The organism is Streptomyces sp. NPDC002574 (assembly GCF_042889545.1).
Taxonomy (GTDB): Bacteria; Actinomycetota; Actinomycetes; order Streptomycetales; family Streptomycetaceae; genus Actinacidiphila.
Genome location: NZ_JBIARB010000010.1, coordinates 269,028 through 286,112 on the forward strand (window position 1 = coordinate 269,028; position 17,085 = coordinate 286,112).

Genomic DNA, 17,085 nt, shown 5'->3' on the forward strand with positions numbered 1-17,085 from the left:
CCGGCGCGCGGCCTCCGGGTTATTAATACGGCCGCCCCCCCCCCTCCCGCCCACATGGGGGGGGGGGGGGGGCCCCCCCCGGCCGTTGGGGGGGGGGGGGGGGGGCCCCCCCCCCCCACCGCCGACGTGCGAGCGGGCCCCAAGACGTCCGGGGACGACCGCAGTTGCCGGGGCCGTCGCGCCGCCGGGAGGGTCCGGTGGCGCATCCTCCGGTACGGCCGGCGCACGCGCGGGCGCGCGAGCCTGCGGACACCGTGCGCATGAACGCGCGCACAGCGGGTAGGGCATGGGGACACGTCGCTCGCCGCCGGACCCCCACGTCGACAACCCCGTGCCGACGCAGCGGGAAGGGCAGCGACGGGCAAGGGTGACACCAAGCCGAGCCGTCGTCAGGAGTATCCCGTGCTTCAACCGATCGAGCCCGCGGCAGCATCCAGTTCCTCCCTGAGTCACCCCCGGGACCTGGGCGGCCCATGGCATTCGGACGCGGCGTGCCACAGCGATGAGGCAGGTCTGTTCTTCGCCCCCTCCAAGGAGCCGACGGCGGCACGCCTGTCGCGCGAGGAGGCCGCGAAGCGGGTCTGCGCCCGCTGCCCGGTCATGCTGGAGTGCCGGGAGCACGCGTTGCTGCAGCCGGAGCCCTACGGGGTGTGGGGCGGCATGACCGCGGCCGAGCGCCGGGTCGTACTCGCGCGCCGGCGTCGCCGCGAGGCGGAACTGCAGCGGCCGGCGCCGCGCATCGCCGCCGCGGGCTGACACGCTCCGGGGCCGGGAGTCCGCCGCTGGGCGGGCTCCCGGCCCCTGTGTGCGTGGTGGTGCCGTCCGGCCGGGAGGCCGTCAGCGCGCGCGGTCGAAGTCGATCGTGCTGTAGGCGCGGAGCTTCGACAGCCGGTGCGTGGAGTCGATCTGGCGGATCGTGCCGGACTTGGAGCGCATGACCAGCGACTGCGTGGTCGCGGTCTCGGCGCGGTAGCGCACGCCGCGCAGCAGCTCGCCGTCGGTGATGCCGGTGGCGACGAAGAACACGTTGTCGCCCTTGACCAGGTCGTCCGTGTGCAGGACCCGGTCGAGGTCGTGGCCCGCGTCGAGGGCGCGCTTCCGCTCGGCGTCGTCCTTGGGCCAGAGCCTGCCCTGGATGGTTCCGCCGAGGCACTTGATCGCGCAGGCCGCGATGATGCCCTCAGGGGTGCCGCCGATGCCCATCAGCATGTCGACGCCGGTGCCCTCGCGGACGGCCATGATGGCGCCCGCCACATCGCCGTCCGAGATGAACGTGATGCGCGCGCCGGTCTCGCGGATCTCCCTGGCCAGGCCCTCGTGCCGGGGCCGGTCGAGCACCACGACGGTCACGTCCTCGGGGGCGCCGCCCTTGGCCTTGGCGACCCGCCGGATGTTCACCGACGGCGGGGCGGTGATGTCCACAAAGTCGGCGGCCTCGGGGCCGGTGACCAGTTTGTCCATGTAGAAGACGGCCGACGGGTCGTACATCGCGCCGCGGTCGGCGGCGGCGAGGACGGCGACGGCGTTGGGCATGCCCTTGGCGGTGAGCGTCGTGCCGTCGATCGGGTCCACGGCGATGTCGCACTCCGCGCCGGTCCCGTCGCCGATCCGCTCCCCGTTGAAGAGCATCGGCGCCTCGTCCTTCTCGCCCTCGCCGATGACGACGACGCCGTTCATCGACACGGTGGAGACCAGGGTGCGCATGGCCTTGACGGCCGCGCCGTCCGCGCCGTTCTTGTCGCCCCGGCCCACCCAGCGGCCGGCGGCCATCGCGGCGGCCTCGGTGACCCGCACCAGTTCGAGGGCGAGGTTGCGGTCGGGGGCCTCGGGGCTCACTTCGAGCTGCCGCGGCATGTGGTTTTCGTGCTGCTCGGTCATCACAGCGCACCTTTCTGTACGAGGACGGCCGGAAAAGAGGGTGGTACGACCTTATCCGTCAGGTGCCAGGATGAGCAGGGCCCCCGTCACATGAGCGCATCCGGCCCGGGCGGGACCCGGGCGGCGGGACGCTCCGGGGCATGAGGGACCATAGGGGGCGTGGCAAAGAAGCGCGGCACGGAAACAGTGCGTGACATGGTGATCTCGATGGCGGCGATCGGCGTCGTGGTCGGGATCATCTGGTTCTTCATCCCGCACGACGAGAACCACGACCCCGTCCAGGTGGTCGGCTACCGGGTCGAGCTCGACCAGGCGCGCCGCAGCGCCCCCTACCCGGTCGCGGCCCCCGAGGGCCTCGGCAAGGGCTGGCGGGCGACCTCTGTGACGTACGAGGACACGAACCCGAAGGCGGTGCACTGGCACCTCGGCTTCGTCGACCCGCAGAACGAGTACGCGGCCGTCGAGCAGAGCAACGCGGACGCGGCGGCGTTCGTCGCGGCGACGAGCCACGACGCGCGCAAGAGCGGCACCCGCACCGTCGGCGGCGAGACCTGGGACCGCTACGAGGGCCCCAAGTACGACGCCCTGGTGCGGGAGGAGGGCGGGGTGACCACGATGGTCACCGGCACCGCTCCGGCCGACCGGCTCGCGGAACTGGCCGCCGCGCTCCAGGAGCGCAGCGGCCAGTAGGGAGCCCGGTCGGGGCCGGTGGCTCAGACGGTGGTGACGACCTCGTCGTAGGGCAGGCGCGGCGAGCGCGCGCGCCAGGCGTTGTCGCCCGGCTTGCCGATGTTCACCACGGCGAGCACGGAGTGGTCGCCCTCGGGGAAGAACTCCTTGTTGATGCCCTCGGCGTCGAAACCGGTCATCGGGCCGGCGGCCAGACCCGCGGCGCGCACGCCGAGGATGAAGTAGCCGACCTGGAGCGCGGCGTTGAAGGCGGCCGACCGCTCGCGGACCGGGCGCTCGGCGAAGAGCATCTCCTTGGCCTGCGGGAAGGCCGGGAACTGGACCGGCAGCTCCTCGTGGAACTCGTTGTCCGCGGCCAGGACGGCCACCAGCGGGGCGGTGGAGGTCTTCGCGCGGTTGCCCTCGTTCATGAGCCCGACCAGGCGCTCGCGGCTCTCCTCGGAGCGGACCAGCACGATGCGCAGCGGCTGCTGGTTGTAGGCGGTGGGCGCGTACTTCACCAGGTCGTACACGGCCTGGACCTGCTCGTCGGTCACCGGCTCGGTGGTGAAGGAGTTGGCGGTGCGCGCGTCGCGGAAGAGAAGGTTCTGGGCGGCGGTGTCGAGCTGGAGTGTCATCGGTACCTCGGGGGGATGTGGGGGACCGCCCCGGCGGGGCGGCGTCGAACACCCCACCCAACATAGGTGAAGTTTCAACTATTCCGGGGCCGCCCCTCCCGTGAGGACCGTCACGCCACCCATGACCGCCTCACTCCTCTTCGGCCGCCCCCGGCGCACCGGGGCCGTCCCCGGCCGCCTCGCCCGACTCCTCCGCAAGGGCCGCGTCCAGGCGCGCGCGGGCGCCCTCCAGCCAGTTGCGGCACACCTTGGCGAGCTGCTCGCCGCGTTCCCACAGGGCGAGGGACTCCTCCAGCGTCGAGCCGCCCGCCTCCAGACGGCGGACGACGTCGACGAGCTCGTCGCGGGCCTGCTCGTACCCCAGCGTGTCCTGATCAGCCATGGCACCAGACTAGGGCCGCCCTCGGACACGGCGGGGCCGCCGGGCCCCGCGGTCCGGCGCGGGTCAGCGCGTGACGCGGACCGTGAACTCGCCGTCGGCCACCCGGGCCCGCAGCTTCTCCTCGTCGGCCACCTCGCCCGCGGCGCGCACGACGGCGCCGCCCTCGCGCTGCAGGACGGCGTACCCGCGCTGCAGCGTCGCCGCAGGGGAGAGCGCGACGACCCGGGCCCGGGTGTGCTCCAGCTCGTCGTCCGCCCGGTCCAGGCGGTGCCGCAGATGCCGCCGTGAACGCTCCAGCAGCGCGGCCGCCTGCTCCTCGCGCTCCTCGACCATCAGCCGCGGCCGCGCCATCGAGGGACGGCTCATCGCCGCCACGAGCCCGCGCTCCTCACGGTCCAGCAGCCCGTTCATCACCCGCAGCGAGCGGTGCCGCAACTGCTCGACCCGGGTCAGCTCCTCGCCGACGTCCGGTACGACGCGCTTGGCGGCGTCGGTCGGTGTCGAGGCGCGCAGATCCGCGACCAGGTCCAGCAGCGGGGTGTCGGGCTCGTGCCCGATCGCGGACACCACCGGCGTACGGCACTCGGCGACCACGCGCACCAGTCGCTCGTCGGAGAACGGCAGCAGGTCCTCCACGCTGCCGCCGCCGCGCGCTACGATGATCACGTCGACCTCGGGGTGCGCGTCGAGCCCCTGCACCGCCTCGATCACCTGCGGGACCGCGTAGGCCCCCTGCACCGGCACATTGCGCACCTCGAAGCGCACGGCCGGCCAGCGCAGCCGCGCGTTCTCCAGCACATCGCGCTCGGCGGCCGAGGCGCGGCCGCACACCAGGCCGATCAGCTGCGGCAGGAAGGGCAGCGGCCGCTTGCGCTCCAGTGCGAAAAGGCCCTCGCCGGCCAGCCGCTTCTTCAGCTGCTCCAGCCTCAGCAGCAGGTCGCCGACGCCTATCGGACGGATCTCCGCCGCCCGCAGCGACAACTGCCCGCGCGGCGCGTACCACTCCGGGCGGGCGTGCACGACGACCCGCGCACCCTCGCCGACCGCGCCGTCGAAGGCGTCGAAGACGGCGCGGCGGCAGGTCACGCTCAGCGAGATGTCGTGCGACGGATCGCGCAGCGTCAGGAAGACCACGCCCGCGCCGGGGCGCCGGGACAGCTGGGTGATCTGCCCCTCCACCCACACCGCGCCCAGCCGGTCGATCCAGCCGCCGATCAGCCGTGACACCTCGCCGACCGGGATCGGCGCCTCCGCGGACGTGTTCTGAGCCATACGCCGAGACTAGCCCCCGCCACGGACAGTGACCCCGCCCCTGCCTCGTCCGCGTCGGCTCCGATGTCCGACCGCGTGTCCGACCGCATGTCCGCCGCGTGCCCGACCCGAATGGCACCCACCACTGTCCGTCCCTCCGGACACCCCGCACCCTGGGGGCAGACCCATGTGCCCGGGAGGTCCCCATGCGCCCACACGGCCCGCCGCCCCCGCGGCCGCCACGCATCGGCGGCGGCTTCCGCATCGGGCGCCGCGGCCCCGGCTGCGGCTGCTTCAGCTGCCTGACGGCGGTGGTCGCCGCGGTGCTCGCCGGACGCCTGCCGGGCCTGCTGCGCGCCGCCCGTCGCGGACACCCCCGGCGGGGCGGATGACCTCCGTCACGCCCCGTACGATGGGCGCATGACTGCTGCTGCCCGCCGTGTCCTGCTCGCCGCCCCCCGTGGCTACTGCGCGGGCGTGGACCGTGCCGTGATCGCCGTCGAGAAGGCCCTGGAACAGTACGGGGCCCCGATCTACGTCCGCCACGAGATCGTCCACAACAAGTACGTCGTGCAGACCCTGGAGAAGAAGGGCGCGATCTTCGTCGAGCAGACGGCGGAGGTCCCCGAGGGGTCGATCGTCATGTTCTCCGCGCACGGTGTGGCGCCGGCCGTCCACGACGAGGCCGAGCGCGGAAAGCTCGCCACCATCGACGCGACCTGCCCCCTGGTGACCAAGGTCCACAAGGAAGCGGTCCGCTTCGCCAACGAGGACTTCGACATCCTGCTGATCGGCCACGAGGGCCACGAGGAGGTCATCGGCACCTCCGGCGAGGCCCCGGACCACATCACGCTGGTCGACGGCCCCGCCGATGTCGCCAAGGTCGAGGTCCGCGACCCCTCCAAGGTGGTCTGGCTCTCCCAGACGACCCTGTCCGTGGACGAGACCATGGAGACGGTCGACGCGCTCAAGGAGAAGTTCCCGCAGCTCATCTCGCCGCCCAGCGACGACATCTGCTACGCCACGCAGAACCGCCAGCTCGCCGTGAAGCAGATGGGCGCCGAGGCCGATCTGGTGATCGTCGTCGGCTCGCGCAACTCCTCCAACTCCGTGCGCCTGGTCGAGGTCGCCAAGCTGGCCGGCGCCCGCGAGGCCCACCTCGTGGACTTCGCCGCGGAGATCGACGAGGCCTGGCTGGAGGGCGTCTCCACGGTCGGTGTCACCTCCGGTGCCTCCGTGCCCGACGTGCTGGTCGAGCAGGTGCTGGAGTGGCTGTCGCAGCGCGGCTTCGAGGACGTCGAGATCGTCAAGGCCGCCGAGGAGTCGATCGTCTTCTCGCTGCCCAAGGAGCTCCGTCGCGACCTGCGCGCCGAGGCCGCCGCCAAGCTGGCGGGACGGGCCGCAGCGAGCGCCCCCGAGCAGGCGGGTCAGCAGTCCGAGGGGTGACCGTCCGTCCCACGTCGTAGCGTTGGGCCATGAGCGTTTTCGGTGTGGACATCGGCGGCTCGGGGATCAAGGGCGCCCCGGTCGACCTGGATCGCGGCGATCTGACGGAGGAGCGCTGCAAAGTGCTCACTCCGCATCCCGCGACGCCCGACGCGGTGGCGGACTGCGTCAAGGAGGTCGTCACCCATTTCGGCTGGCAGGGCCCGATCGGCGCGACGTTCCCCGGTGTGGTGACGCACGGCGTCACACGCACCGCGGCCAACGTCGACAAGGGGTGGATAGGCACGGACGCGGCCGGCCTGCTCTCGGAGCGGGTCGGCCTTCCCGTGACGCTGCTCAACGACGCCGACGCGGCGGGCATGGCCGAGATGGCCTACGGCGCGGGCCGTGGGCGCTCGGGCACGGTGATCGTGCTGACCCTCGGCACGGGCATCGGCAGCGCCGTCTTCGTGGACGGCAAGCTGCTGCCCAACACCGAGCTCGGCCACCTGGAACTGCACGGGCACGAGGCGGAGAAGCGCGCCTCCACCAAGGTCAAGGAGGACGAGGAACTCAGCTGGGAGCACTGGGCGCGCCGGGTCACCAAGTACCTGGCGCACGTGGAGATGCTCTTCTCGCCCGAGCTCTTCGTCATCGGCGGTGGCGTGAGCCGCAAGGCGGACAAGTTCCTCCCGCTGATCGAGGGCATCCAGGCGGAGATCGTGCCGGCCGCGCTGCAGAACAACGCGGGCATCGTCGGCGCGGGCATGGCGGCGGCCGCGGCGGTCACCACCACCGCCGCGGGATAGCGGTCCGGGACGCGGGACGCGGGGTCAGCGGCGCTCGGCTCGCCGCGCCCGCGTCACGTACGCCACCTTCCGCACGGCCGTGATCACGGCGGCGCACACCGTGCCGCCGTACAGCCACCCTGTCAGCGTGGCGAGCCCGGTCAGCAGTGCCATCACGTGCCCGGTCAGCCCTCCGCCGCCGTCGGCGGTCACGGCCAGCGCGATGGTGAAGGCGATGGGCGCGCTCACCGGCGCCGCCGACAGGTCGTACGGCCGCACCCACACGCCGCCGGCGATGCAGGCCAGCAGGAAGACCACGCCGAACAGCGTGCCGGGTTCGCCGTTCATCAGGGAGTCCACGGCGCCGCCGCACAAGGCGGTCAGCGTGATGAAGACCCCGGTGCCGAGCCCCGTCAGACGGGACTCGCTCTGTCCCCGCCGCACGCCCCACAACGGGCCGCGGCGCGGACCTCCGCCCACGGCCGTCGCGCCCGCGGGCCTGCGCGCCGGACGCGCGGCCGGCCTGACCGGCCGCGTGGCGGCACCGTTGTTGTGCGGCGTGCGCGCACTGTGTTGCTCCACGCACCCAACGTAGGCGCCCGGCAGGGGGGAAACGGGGGCAGGACACGACTTTTCAGCCCCACAGGGGGCGAGGCGGGCCGCCGGAGCCCGTGGGGGTCCCCCGCTTCCGTAGACTGGTGGATCGGTCCGTCCCCGCCCGCCCGGGCGCGCGGGCCCTCCACCCACCTCGCTACGGGAAGTCGCCACGTGTCGCTCACGATCGGAATCGTCGGCCTGCCGAACGTCGGCAAGTCGACCCTGTTCAACGCCCTGACCAAGAACGACGTGCTGGCGGCCAACTACCCGTTCGCCACGATCGAGCCCAACGTCGGCGTCGTCGGTGTCCCCGACCCCCGCCTGGACACGCTCGCGAAGATCTTCGAGTCGCAGCGCAAGCTCCCGGCCACGGTCGACTTCGTCGACATCGCGGGCATCGTCCGCGGCGCCAGCGAGGGCGCGGGCCTGGGCAACAAGTTCCTCGCCAACATCCGCGAGTCCGACGCGATCTGCCAGGTCATCCGGGCCTTCGTCGACCCGGACGTGGTCCACGTCGACGGCAAGGTGTCCCCGAAGGACGACATCGAGACGATCAACACCGAGCTGATCCTCGCCGACATGCAGACCATCGAGAAGGTCCTGCCGCGGCTGACCAAGGACGCCCGCCTCCAGAAGGAGAAGGCGGCGATGCTCGCCGCCGTCCAGGAGGCGCAGCAGATCCTCGAGGACGGCCGCACCCTCTTCTCCGCCGGCATCACCGCCGGCACCGAGAAGGGCGGCCTCCTGCACGAGCTGCACCTGCTGACCACCAAGCCGTTCCTGTACGTGTTCAACGTGGACGAGGACGAGCTGACCGACGACGCCTTCAAGGCCGAGCAGCGCGCGCTCGTCGCCCCCGCCGAGGCGATCTTCCTCAACGCCAAGATCGAGTCCGAACTCATCGAGCTCGACGACGAGGAGGCGCTGGAACTCCTGCAGTCCATGGGCCAGGAGGAGCCCGGCCTCGCGACCCTCGCCCGGGTCGGCTTCGACACCCTCGGCCTGCAGACGTACCTCACGGCCGGCCCGAAGGAAGCCCGCGCCTGGACGATCAAGAAGGGCGCCACCGCCCCCGAGGCGGCCGGTGTGATCCACACCGACTTCCAGAAGGGCTTCATCAAGGCGGAGATCGTCTCCTTCGGCGACCTGGTCGAGTGCGGGTCCATCCCCGAGGCCCGCGCCAAGGGCAAGGCCCGCATGGAGGGCAAGGAGTACGTCATGCAGGACGGCGACGTGGTGGAGTTCCGTTTCAACGTGTAGGGGGCGACGTCCCACCACCTCGCCGATCCGGCGCACGTGCGGCGCACAGGGGTCCGGCTCTTCGGGGCCGGACCCCTGGCTCGTTTCCCGTGCGGTGCGGGGAAATGTCGCTAACATTCATGTTACTGACATGAACGTTAGCTTCACCGGTGGAGGGCGGCGCACGTGGTGGATTTCGTCGGTCGCACGCAGGAACTGGCGACGCTGGAGCGAGAGCTGCGGAAGGTGGCGGCAGGGGTCGGCGGGGAGCGGCCCGGTCGGTGTGTGATGCTGCGCGGACGGCGCCGGGTGGGCAAGTCGCGCCTGGTCGAGCGGTTCGCGGAGCGCTCCGGGGCCCCGTTCCTGTTCTACGCGGCGACCGGTGCGTCCCCCGGGGACGATCTGGCGCGGCTGGCCAGGGACGCCCAGGCGTCGACGCTGCCGCAGGCGGGGCTGGTGGCCGCCGCGCGGCCGGAGAGCTGGGACGCCGCCTTCGACGTGCTGGCCGCGGCGCTGCCCGCGGACCGGGCGAGCGTACTGGTCGTCGACGAGGTGCCGTACCTGATGGATGACGACGGCGCCTTCGAGGGGATGCTGCAACGGGCCTGGGACCGGGTGCTGGAGGCCAAGCCGGTGCTGCTGGTCCTCATCGGCTCCGACCTGTCGATGATGGAGGCGCTGAACGGCTACGGGCGCCCCTTCCACCAGCGCGGCCGGGAGATGGTGCTGGGACCGCTGAACCCCGCCGAGGTGGGGAGGATGCTCGGGCTGGACCCGGCGGAGGCCTTCGACGCCGCGCTGGTCACCGGAGGGCTGCCGCTCATCTGCGCGGAGTGGCCGCGCGGCGCGGGGCTGTGGGACTTCCTCGGCGAGGCGCTGAGCGACCCGGTCTCGGCCCTGCTGGTGTCGGCCGAGCGCTCGCTGGCCGCCGAGTTCCCCCCGCAGGCCCAGGCGCGCAGGGTGCTGGCCGCGGTCGGGAGCGGCGAGCGGACCTTCACCAACATCGCCCGAGCAGCCGGCGGAATCGGCGCCACGCCACTGCAGCGAGCGCTGGAGCTGCTCGCGGACAAGCGGATCGTCGCCGCGGAACTGCCTGTGTCGTTGCGTCCTTCGAAGGACCGCCGCTACCGGGTGACGGATCCCTACCTGCGGTTCTGGCTGCGCCTGCTCGGCCCGTCCATGGAAGAGATCGAGCGGGGGCGGGGCGATTTGACCCTGGCGCGCGTCCGGGAGCACTGGACCAGCTGGCGCGGCCGGGCCGTCGAGCCGCTCGTCCGTGAGGCCCTGGCGCGGATACTGCCCGACGACCGGCTGCCCGCGGCCCCCGTGGTGGGCGGCTACTGGACCCGCACCAACGACGTCGAGATCGACGTCGTCGGGGCGGACCGCGCCCCTGTCGCCAAGGAGTTGCTCTTCGTCGGCTCCGTCAAGTGGCTGGAGAGGTCGGCCTTCGACCGGCACGACCTGGCGGCTCTCCACCGGCACCGGGCCGCCCTCACCGACGAACCGCTGCCCGTCGTGGCGGTCTCGCGCAGCGGCATCGACTGTCCGGGACTCGACGCCGCCTACGGCCCCGGCGACTTGCTGGCCGCCTGGCCGCTGTGAGGGGCCGGAGGCCCGTAGGACACCGCCGGGCCGGCGGGGCGGGGGCGCCGCCCCGCCGGCCCGGGGCGGTCAGAGCGTGTTCAGCACGGCGAACGGGTCGAGCGCGGCCCGGTTGTCGACCGCGGTGATCCGGCGGCGCAGGGTGTAGCTCGCCCCCGGCGCGATCGTGACCTGGCGCTGGGTCATCGCCCAGATGTCGCACGCGTAGGCGGTGAACGCCTGGTCCTCGTAGAGCAGGCCGTACGTCTGGCTGTCGGCCCCGGTCATGCCGATCCAGGGCGCGGTCGGCACGTAGTCGGCGGGCGTGCCGGTGGTGATGGTGCCGTGGCCGGGGACGCCACTGCGCTGGCCGGTGCCGTCGTGGTCGATCACGTCGCCGATCCACAGGGTGCGGGCCACCGTGCCGCGGTTGGTGAAGACGCTCTCCGCGGTGATCCAGCGCTCGCCCTCGCGGACGGAGTACTCGGTGACGACCGCGACGTCCGTGAAGGCGGTGCTCGCGCCGGTGGCCCTGATCCGGGCCTCGGCGCCGGTCGAGGAGACCACCTCGACCAAGGTGGACCTGACCGTGCGCTGCTGCCAGGCGCCGGTGCCGCGCGGCTGGGCGGCCGACGCGTACGGCAGGTTGAACCAGTCGATCTGGTCCAGGTGGCCCACGGCGGCCATGTCCCGCGGCTTGCCGAGGGTGACGGGGGTCAGCTGCGAGTCCTCGGAACCGGCCGAGATCGCCAGCGCCAGCTGGTCGTTGGAGATCACCAGGTCGGAGGTGAGGCCCTCGGCCACCGGACCGGGGATGGTGGTGCCGGTGCCTGCGCGCGCCCGCGCCCGGTCCGCGCGCAGGGTGACCCGGGTCTGCGCGCCGTCCTGCACGGTGGCGGTCACCTGGACGGGGTCGTAGCCGACGCCGTCGGCGACCACGGTGTAGACGCCGGGGACGGCGAAGGCGAGGAACTCGCCGTCCGCGCCGGTCGTGCTCGACACGACCGCCTTGCCCGCCGAGTCCAGCACCTTGACCCGCATGTTGGTGAGCGGGGCGCCGGTGCCGCTGTCGGTCAGCCGGCCGGACAGCCCGTCGCCGACGCCGTCGAGGCGACGGGCGCCGGGGACACCGTCGAGCACCTCGAACGCGGCGATCGTGTACGCGGGGGAGGCGGCGTCGCCCGCGTTCAGCACGATCCGCAGGTCGGCGCGCCAGCGCTCCGGGGTGATGTCGCAGATCACGTAGCCGCGGTAGGTGCCGTTGTAGAACCTTACGTGCGGGTTGGCCGCGAGACCCGCACGGACGTCCGCGTCCCAGCCGGCGCCCGAGGAGATGGACGTGCCGACGAACTCGGTCGCCACCGTGCGGGACGCCGGGTCGTCGAAGTCCTTCTTGAGGTCGTTGACCCAGTGCGTGTGCCAGTCGCCGCTGAGCACCACCGGGTTCTGGGGACGCTCGCTGTCCAGGAAGTCCAGGATCCGGGAGCGGGCGGCGGGGTAGCCGTCCCACTGGTCGAGGTTGACGACCTTCGACGGGCCCAGATCGTAGTCGAACGCGGCCATGATGGTCTGCTGCGCGATGACGTTCCACTGCGCGCCGGTCCGGCCCAGGCCCCGCAGCAGCCACTTCTCCTGCTCCGGACCGGTGAGGGTGCCCGCCGGGTCGCCGACCGCCTCGCAGGGGGTCTTCCGGCCGTCGCCGCACGGCTGGTCGGTGCGGTACTGGCGGGTGTCGAGGATGCTGAACTCGGCGAGCCGCCCGAAGTCGAACCTGCGGTACATCAGCGCGTCGGGGCCGTCCGGCTTCTGCGCCCGGCGCAGCGGCAGGTGCTCGTAGTACGCCTGGTAGCCGTTGGCCCGGCGCTCCAGGAACGGCCGGCCGTCGCCGGCGCCGCCGGGGACGTCGCCCGCGTAGTTGTTCTGGACCTCGTGGTCGTCCCACGTCATGAAGAACGGGAACCGCGCGTGCGCGTCGCGGAGTTCGGGGGCGCTCTTGTACTGGGCGTGCAGCCGGCGGAACTCGGTCAGGCTGCCGTCGGCGGTCTCGTAGATGTAGTCGCCCAGGTGCATGACGAAGTCGAGCTCCTGACCGGCCAGGTCGCGGTAGGCCGCGTAGTGGCCACCGGCCCAGCTCTGGCAGGACACGAAGGCGAAGCGCAACTGGTCCACGCGGGAACCGGACTTCGGCAGGGTGCGGGTACGGCCGACGCGGCTGCGGACCCCGTTCACCTCGAAGCGGTACCAGTACCAGGTGTCGGGCGTCAGGTGCCTGGCTTCCACGTGCACGCTGTGCGCGGACTCGGGGTGGGCCTCGGTGTGCCCGTCGTCGACGACGTGGCGGAACTCCTCGTCCCGCGCCAGCTCCCAACTCACCTTGACCGCGACGGGTTCCATGCCGCCGGTCTCCGCGTCGAGCGGGTCGGCGACCAGTCGCGTCCACAGCACGACGCTGTCCTCGTCGGGGTCGCCCGAGGCGACACCGAGCAGGAAGGGGGCCGGGTCGACGACGGCCGCCGGGGCGGTCCCGGCGGTCTCGGGCGCGGTCCCGGCCTCGGCGGCCGAGGCGGCTCCCATGGCCAACTGGCCTGCGGCGAGGGCACCGAGGGTGGTGCCTCCCGCAGCCGCCAGGAACTTCCGGCGGTCGAAGGGGACGATCGAAGGTGTGTTGGTCATGTACACAGGGTTGTCCGGACAGGTGCCGCCCCGGTTGCGTGATCATGAATGGGCAGGACACGAGAGGCCACCGGGCGGCGCGGCGGCGCCGCCGGGCGGGGCGAGTGTCGCGGTCACAGCCCGATGGGCCATACTGCCCGCCGTGGAGCAGAGCAGAGGTTCGAACATCCCGCTCGTACAGGCGGCCGGCATCGATCCGGCGTACGTCCCCGGCATTGTCGTGCCGGAGCCGGACGAGCCCCAGGTCACGTCCGCGGAGAAGTCCGCGGACCTGGTGAAGGCGGCGCCCGTCACCGACGACGCGCCGTCCCCCGCCGAGGACGCCCCCGCCGAGGACGCCGCCGCCCCGGAGGTCGCCGCGGAGCAGCCCGCGCAGCGCGACCCGGAGGCGGGGCCGGACGGCGACGGACCGGTGTTCGAGGTCGCCGACCGCCGCGGCTCGATCCGGGCGGACCGGGACGGCATCACGTTCCGGCTCGACGACACCGAGGCCGAGTTCGGCTGGGACGAGATCGGCGCGGTCGAGGTCGACGCCCCGCGGTTCGGGCGCCGTTTCTGCGTGACGGTCTACCTGTCGCCGCGGCGCTGGTACGAGACCTGGGTCGAGACGCCCGCCAGGGGCCGGATGAAGACCTGGTCCGAGGAGCTCGACGCCGTGCTCGACGTCTACTTCGAGAAGCCCGGGGACGACTCCGGGGCCGTGGATGCCGAGGAAGCCGGGGAGCCGGCCGGCGCGTAGGGCGGCGGCGGCCCGGGGGCCGGGGACTTGGGCGTGATCAGCCCCGACTCGTAGGCGAACACGACCAGTTGGGCCCGGTCGCGGGCACCGAGCTTGGTCATGGCCCGGCTGACGTGGGTCTTGGCGGTCAGCGGGCTGATGACCATGCGCGCGGCGATCTCGTCGTTGGCCAGTCCGCGCGCGGCGAGCGCCACCACCTCGCGCTCGCGGTTGGTCAGTGCCTCCAGGCCCGCCGCGTGCGCCGCGTCCGGCGGCCGGGAGACGAACTCGGCGATCAGACGGCGCGTGATGGCCGGGGAGAGCAGCGCGTCGCCGCGCTGCGCGACGTGGATGGCCTGGACGAGGTCCGCGGGCTCGGTGTCCTTCAGCAGGAAGCCGCTGGCGCCGGCGCGCAGCGCGTCGAAGACGTACTCGTCCAGGCCGTAGTTGGTCAGGATGACGACGTGCACGCCCGCCAGGCGGGGGTCGGCGGCGATGCGCCGGGTGGCGCCGATGCCGTCGAGCACCGGCATCTGGATGTCGAGGAGGACCACGTCGGGCACGTGCCGCTCGGCGAGCGCGACGGCCTCCCGCCCGTCGGCCGCCTCGGCGACGACCTCGATCCCCTCCTCCGCGTCCAGCAGCGCCCGGAACCCGGCCCGCATCAGCGCCTGGTCGTCGACGATCAGCACCCGGATCATGTCGCCGCCTCCAGTGGCAGTTCGGCCCGTACGGTGAAGCCGCCCTCCGGCCGCGGGCCGGCCCGCAGCCGCCCGCCGAGCGCGGTGACCCGCTCCCGCATGCCGGTGAGGCCGACGCCGGGGACCGGTTCCGCGTCCGGCGCCGCGGTGCCGTCGTCGTCGACCTGGACGACGAGCTGCAGATCGGCGTACTCGATGCGGACCGTGGCGCGCGGCCGCGGACCGGCGTGCCGGGTGACGTTGGTCAGCGCCTCCTGCACGATGCGGTACGCGGCCCGGTCGACGCCGTCGGCGAGCGGCCGCTCGCGTCCGCTGACGGTGACGCTGGTGGGCAGCCCGGCGGTACGGGAGCGCTCGGCCAGGTCCCCGATGCGGTCCACGCCGTGGCCGCCCCCGCTGCCGCGCAGCACCTCCAGCGTCGCGCGCAGCTCCCGCATGGCCTCGCCGCTGGCCTCCTGGATGGCGAGCAGGGCCTCGGGGGCCTCCTCGCCGCGCTTGCGGGCCAGATGCACGGCGACGCCCGCCTGGAGCTTGATGATCGAGATGCTGTGGGTGAGCGAGTCGTGCAGTTCCCGGGCGATGCGCAGCCGTTCCTCGCCCGCGCGGCGCAGCGCCGCCTCCTCGCGGGTGCGTTCGGCCTCCAGCGCCCGCCGCTCCAACTGCTCCAGGTACGCGCGGCGGTGCCGGCCCACCACGGCCATGGCGACCGAGGCCAGGAACCAGCCGAGCAGCAGCGCGGTCGACTGCGCCGCGGTCGGCGCGGGCTGCCCGGAGGCCAGGTACCCGCCGAGGAAGGCGAGCACCGCCACCTTCACCGGCAGCCGCCGCCCGCCGGTCCTCACCGCGATGTGGACGGCGACCAGCACCGGGAAGGCCGCCGTCGGCCCCGGGTGCACCCGCAGCGCGTACGCCAGCATGCAGCCCGTGCAGAGCAGCAGCGCGGGCAGCGGCGCGCGGCGGCTGCCGGTGACGGCCAGCGTGCCCACGAGGGCCAGCGCGAGGTCCAGGGCGTCCGCGGGGGCCGGCACACCGGGCAGCAGCAGGACGTCGGCGACGAGCACGAGGCCCAGTACCCCGTCGAAGAGACCGCCCTGCCACCCCCGCAACTCCAGGGGTGATTCACGAACCTGACGTGCGATCAGCCTGGCGCCTCCCATGGCGGCACCTTAACCGGGCTCGCGCGTCCCGCACGTCCTCCTGGAAGACGGCTCCCGCGCTACTCCCCGGGGAGTAGCGCGGCCCCGCGACGCAGCCCGCGCAGCAGTGCCATGTCACTTCCCGGGGACGACGACCCGGGGACCGCTCCGGGACCACGATCGAGACCCGCGAACGGGACCGACGACCCAGCAGGAGGCACCCCGTGCCCGCACCCTTCCGCCTCACCACCCCCGCGCCCCCGGAGTCGCTCACCGGCCGGTCCGCCGCGGTGTACGCACAGCTGGCCACCGACTTCGGCATCCGGCGGGCGCCCACCTTCGTGGTGCTGTCGCCCGCCCCCGACCTGCTGGCCGCCACCTGGGCGGTACTGCGCGAGTCGCTGCTCGCGGGCCGTGCGTCCCGCACCGCGAAGGAACTCGTCGCGCTCGGGGTGTCGCAGGCCAACCGCTGCCCCTTCTGCGTGGACGCGCACACCGTCCTGCTGCACGCCACCGGGGACCACCGCCTCGCCGAGACCGCCGCCCGCGGCGGCACACCCCCCGATCCGGAGCATGCCGCGCTGCTCGCCTGGGGGAGGGCGACCCGGACCGGCCTCGGACCGGACGCGTCCGGAGCTGTGGCCGGCCGGCCCTTCGACGACGCCGCGGCACCGGAGTTCGTCGGCACCGCGCTGGCCTTCCACTTCATCAACCGCATGGTGTCCGCGCTGCTCGATGACGACATGATGCCCGCCGGTCTGCAGCGGCTGCGCCTGGTGCGCAGCGCCGGCGGCCGCGCCCTGGCCCGCACCGTGCGCAGGGAGCTCCCGCCCGGCGCGAGCCTGCCGCTGCTGCGCGGAGTGCCGGCCGGACCGCCGCCGGACTGGGCCGAAGAGGCCCCCGTGGGGCCCGCGTTCGCCGCGCTGAGGGCGGCGGCCGGGCGCGGCGGGGAACGACTCGGCGAGCAGGCCCGGGAGGCCGTGGAGGCCGCCGTGGACGCGTGGGACGGTTCGCACCCGCCGCTGGGCGGCGGCTGGATCGCGCGCCGGACGGCCGAGCTGCCGGCGGACCGGCGCCCCGCCGCGCGACTGGTGCTGCTGGCCGCGCTGGCCCCGTACCGGATCACCGAGGCGGACGCCGAGGCCTGGCGCGCCGCCGACCCGGACCCGTACGACGCGGATCTGGTGCGGCTGCTGGCGTTCGGCGCCTTCACCGCTGTTTCCCGGATCGAAACCTCGATCCAACGACCTTTTCAGCGGGCCAGGTTGACAGGCCATTGACGCAGACACGACGATGCGTGGTGCCACTGGGGCCGTAGTGCCCCGTGTGCACCTCGACCTCCGCCCGGCGACGCCTCGGCCTGCTCGCACACGGGGACGGCTGCCGTCATTCGCGCCTCCGCCGGG

At 73.3% G+C, this 17,085-nt stretch carries 17 protein-coding genes; 9 read left to right on the plus strand and 8 right to left on the minus strand.

The features are described 5' to 3' along the window. The first annotated feature begins 402 nt into the window (after positions 1-402). Entirely contained in the window at positions 403-756 is a 354-nt protein-coding gene (locus ACFYXS_RS25875; protein WP_389252166.1) for a WhiB family transcriptional regulator, read from the plus strand. Between the two features lie 81 nt (positions 757-837). Here the strand turns inward: ACFYXS_RS25875 and glpX are convergent, their stop codons facing one another. Next, complete coding sequence (gene glpX, locus ACFYXS_RS25880; RefSeq protein ID WP_389252168.1) at positions 838-1,878, minus strand: class II fructose-bisphosphatase; 1,041 nt, start codon at positions 1,876-1,878, stop codon at positions 838-840. 159 nt (positions 1,879-2,037) lie between these two features. Between glpX and ACFYXS_RS25885 the strand changes: the two genes are divergently transcribed. After that, positions 2,038-2,568 (plus strand): DUF4245 domain-containing protein, encoded by a 531-nt coding sequence (locus tag ACFYXS_RS25885; protein WP_389252170.1) that lies wholly within the window; start codon positions 2,038-2,040, stop codon positions 2,566-2,568. A gap of 23 nt (positions 2,569-2,591) precedes the next feature. Here the strand turns inward: ACFYXS_RS25885 and ACFYXS_RS25890 are convergent, their stop codons facing one another. The 3 genes from ACFYXS_RS25890 to xseA form a co-directional block, all read right to left on the minus strand. After that, on the minus strand, positions 2,592-3,185 hold the full coding sequence (locus ACFYXS_RS25890) for a malonic semialdehyde reductase (RefSeq protein WP_389252172.1): 594 nt from the start codon (positions 3,183-3,185) through the stop codon (positions 2,592-2,594). Between the two features lie 130 nt (positions 3,186-3,315). Beyond that, positions 3,316-3,567 (minus strand): exodeoxyribonuclease VII small subunit, encoded by a 252-nt coding sequence (locus tag ACFYXS_RS25895; RefSeq protein ID WP_389252174.1) that lies wholly within the window; start codon positions 3,565-3,567, stop codon positions 3,316-3,318. 63 nt (positions 3,568-3,630) lie between these two features. Beyond that, positions 3,631-4,839 (minus strand): exodeoxyribonuclease VII large subunit, encoded by a 1,209-nt coding sequence (xseA, locus tag ACFYXS_RS25900; RefSeq protein ID WP_389252176.1) that lies wholly within the window; start codon positions 4,837-4,839, stop codon positions 3,631-3,633. A gap of 185 nt (positions 4,840-5,024) precedes the next feature. Here xseA and ACFYXS_RS25905 point away from each other — a divergent pair, with 185 nt between their 5' ends. The 3 genes from ACFYXS_RS25905 to ppgK are packed head-to-tail and all read left to right on the plus strand — an operon-like array spanning position 5,025 to position 7,052. Beyond that, on the plus strand, positions 5,025-5,210 hold the full coding sequence (locus ACFYXS_RS25905) for a hypothetical protein (protein ID WP_389252178.1): 186 nt from the start codon (positions 5,025-5,027) through the stop codon (positions 5,208-5,210). A gap of 28 nt (positions 5,211-5,238) precedes the next feature. Next, positions 5,239-6,264, plus strand: a complete 1,026-nt coding sequence (locus ACFYXS_RS25910) for a 4-hydroxy-3-methylbut-2-enyl diphosphate reductase (protein WP_389252180.1) — start codon at positions 5,239-5,241, stop codon at positions 6,262-6,264. A gap of 29 nt (positions 6,265-6,293) precedes the next feature. Further along, a complete protein-coding gene (gene ppgK, locus ACFYXS_RS25915; RefSeq protein WP_389252182.1) occupies positions 6,294-7,052 on the plus strand; it encodes a polyphosphate--glucose phosphotransferase in 759 nt (252 codons plus the stop codon). Positions 7,053-7,076: 24 nt separating this feature from the next. Here ppgK and ACFYXS_RS25920 read toward each other — a convergent pair whose 3' ends face one another. Then, a complete protein-coding gene (locus ACFYXS_RS25920) occupies positions 7,077-7,613 on the minus strand; it encodes a DUF6542 domain-containing protein (protein WP_319658771.1) in 537 nt (178 codons plus the stop codon). A 186-nt stretch (positions 7,614-7,799) separates the two neighbouring features. On the opposite strand from ACFYXS_RS25920, the gene ychF reads away from it, so the two are divergent. Next, positions 7,800-8,888: a redox-regulated ATPase YchF gene (gene ychF / locus ACFYXS_RS25925; RefSeq protein ID WP_389252184.1), complete on the plus strand. Its 1,089-nt coding sequence runs from the start codon at positions 7,800-7,802 to the stop codon at positions 8,886-8,888. 165 nt (positions 8,889-9,053) lie between these two features. Next, on the plus strand, positions 9,054-10,472 hold the full coding sequence (locus ACFYXS_RS25930; RefSeq protein ID WP_389252186.1) for an ATP-binding protein: 1,419 nt from the start codon (positions 9,054-9,056) through the stop codon (positions 10,470-10,472). A gap of 69 nt (positions 10,473-10,541) precedes the next feature. Here ACFYXS_RS25930 and ACFYXS_RS25935 read toward each other — a convergent pair whose 3' ends face one another. Next, on the minus strand, positions 10,542-13,124 hold the full coding sequence (locus ACFYXS_RS25935) for an alkaline phosphatase D family protein (RefSeq protein WP_389252188.1): 2,583 nt from the start codon (positions 13,122-13,124) through the stop codon (positions 10,542-10,544). 142 nt (positions 13,125-13,266) lie between these two features. Here ACFYXS_RS25935 and ACFYXS_RS25940 point away from each other — a divergent pair, with 142 nt between their 5' ends. Beyond that, the gene (locus ACFYXS_RS25940; protein WP_389252190.1) at positions 13,267-13,863 is read left to right on the plus strand and encodes a hypothetical protein; all 597 of its coding nucleotides are present in this window, start codon (positions 13,267-13,269) and stop codon (positions 13,861-13,863) included. On the opposite strand, the gene ACFYXS_RS25945 is transcribed toward ACFYXS_RS25940, so the two are convergent. Beyond that, the gene (locus ACFYXS_RS25945; RefSeq protein ID WP_389252192.1) at positions 13,791-14,543 is read right to left on the minus strand and encodes a response regulator; all 753 of its coding nucleotides are present in this window, start codon (positions 14,541-14,543) and stop codon (positions 13,791-13,793) included. The genes ACFYXS_RS25940 and ACFYXS_RS25945 overlap by 73 nt on opposite strands. Beyond that, entirely contained in the window at positions 14,540-15,700 is a 1,161-nt protein-coding gene (locus ACFYXS_RS25950; RefSeq protein ID WP_389252194.1) for a sensor histidine kinase, read from the minus strand. The genes ACFYXS_RS25945 and ACFYXS_RS25950 overlap by 4 nt, the downstream gene beginning before the upstream one ends. Positions 15,701-15,903: 203 nt before the next feature. Between ACFYXS_RS25950 and ACFYXS_RS25955 the strand changes: the two genes are divergently transcribed. After that, positions 15,904-16,959, plus strand: coding sequence for a carboxymuconolactone decarboxylase family protein (locus ACFYXS_RS25955; RefSeq protein ID WP_389252196.1), 1,056 nt, complete (start codon positions 15,904-15,906; stop codon positions 16,957-16,959). Positions 16,960-17,085 lie beyond the last annotated feature (126 nt).

Excerpts from the sequence above, each read along its gene's own strand:
- glpX (WP_389252168.1), bottom strand. The coding sequence starts at position 1,878 with ATGACCGAGCAGCACGAAAACCACATGCCGCGGCAGCTCGAAGTGAGC.
- ACFYXS_RS25890 (WP_389252172.1), bottom strand. The coding sequence starts at position 3,185 with ATGACACTCCAGCTCGACACCGCCGCCCAGAACCTTCTCTTCCGCGAC.
- ACFYXS_RS25895 (WP_389252174.1), bottom strand. The coding sequence starts at position 3,567 with ATGGCTGATCAGGACACGCTGGGGTACGAGCAGGCCCGCGACGAGCTC.
- xseA (WP_389252176.1), bottom strand. The coding sequence starts at position 4,839 with ATGGCTCAGAACACGTCCGCGGAGGCGCCGATCCCGGTCGGCGAGGTG.
- ACFYXS_RS25905 (WP_389252178.1), top strand. The coding sequence starts at position 5,025 with ATGCGCCCACACGGCCCGCCGCCCCCGCGGCCGCCACGCATCGGCGGC.
- ACFYXS_RS25910 (WP_389252180.1), top strand. The coding sequence starts at position 5,239 with ATGACTGCTGCTGCCCGCCGTGTCCTGCTCGCCGCCCCCCGTGGCTAC.
- ppgK (WP_389252182.1), top strand. The coding sequence starts at position 6,294 with ATGAGCGTTTTCGGTGTGGACATCGGCGGCTCGGGGATCAAGGGCGCC.
- ACFYXS_RS25935 (WP_389252188.1), bottom strand. The coding sequence starts at position 13,124 with ATGACCAACACACCTTCGATCGTCCCCTTCGACCGCCGGAAGTTCCTG.
- ACFYXS_RS25945 (WP_389252192.1), bottom strand. The coding sequence starts at position 14,543 with ATGATCCGGGTGCTGATCGTCGACGACCAGGCGCTGATGCGGGCCGGG.
- ACFYXS_RS25950 (WP_389252194.1), bottom strand. The coding sequence starts at position 15,700 with ATGGGAGGCGCCAGGCTGATCGCACGTCAGGTTCGTGAATCACCCCTG.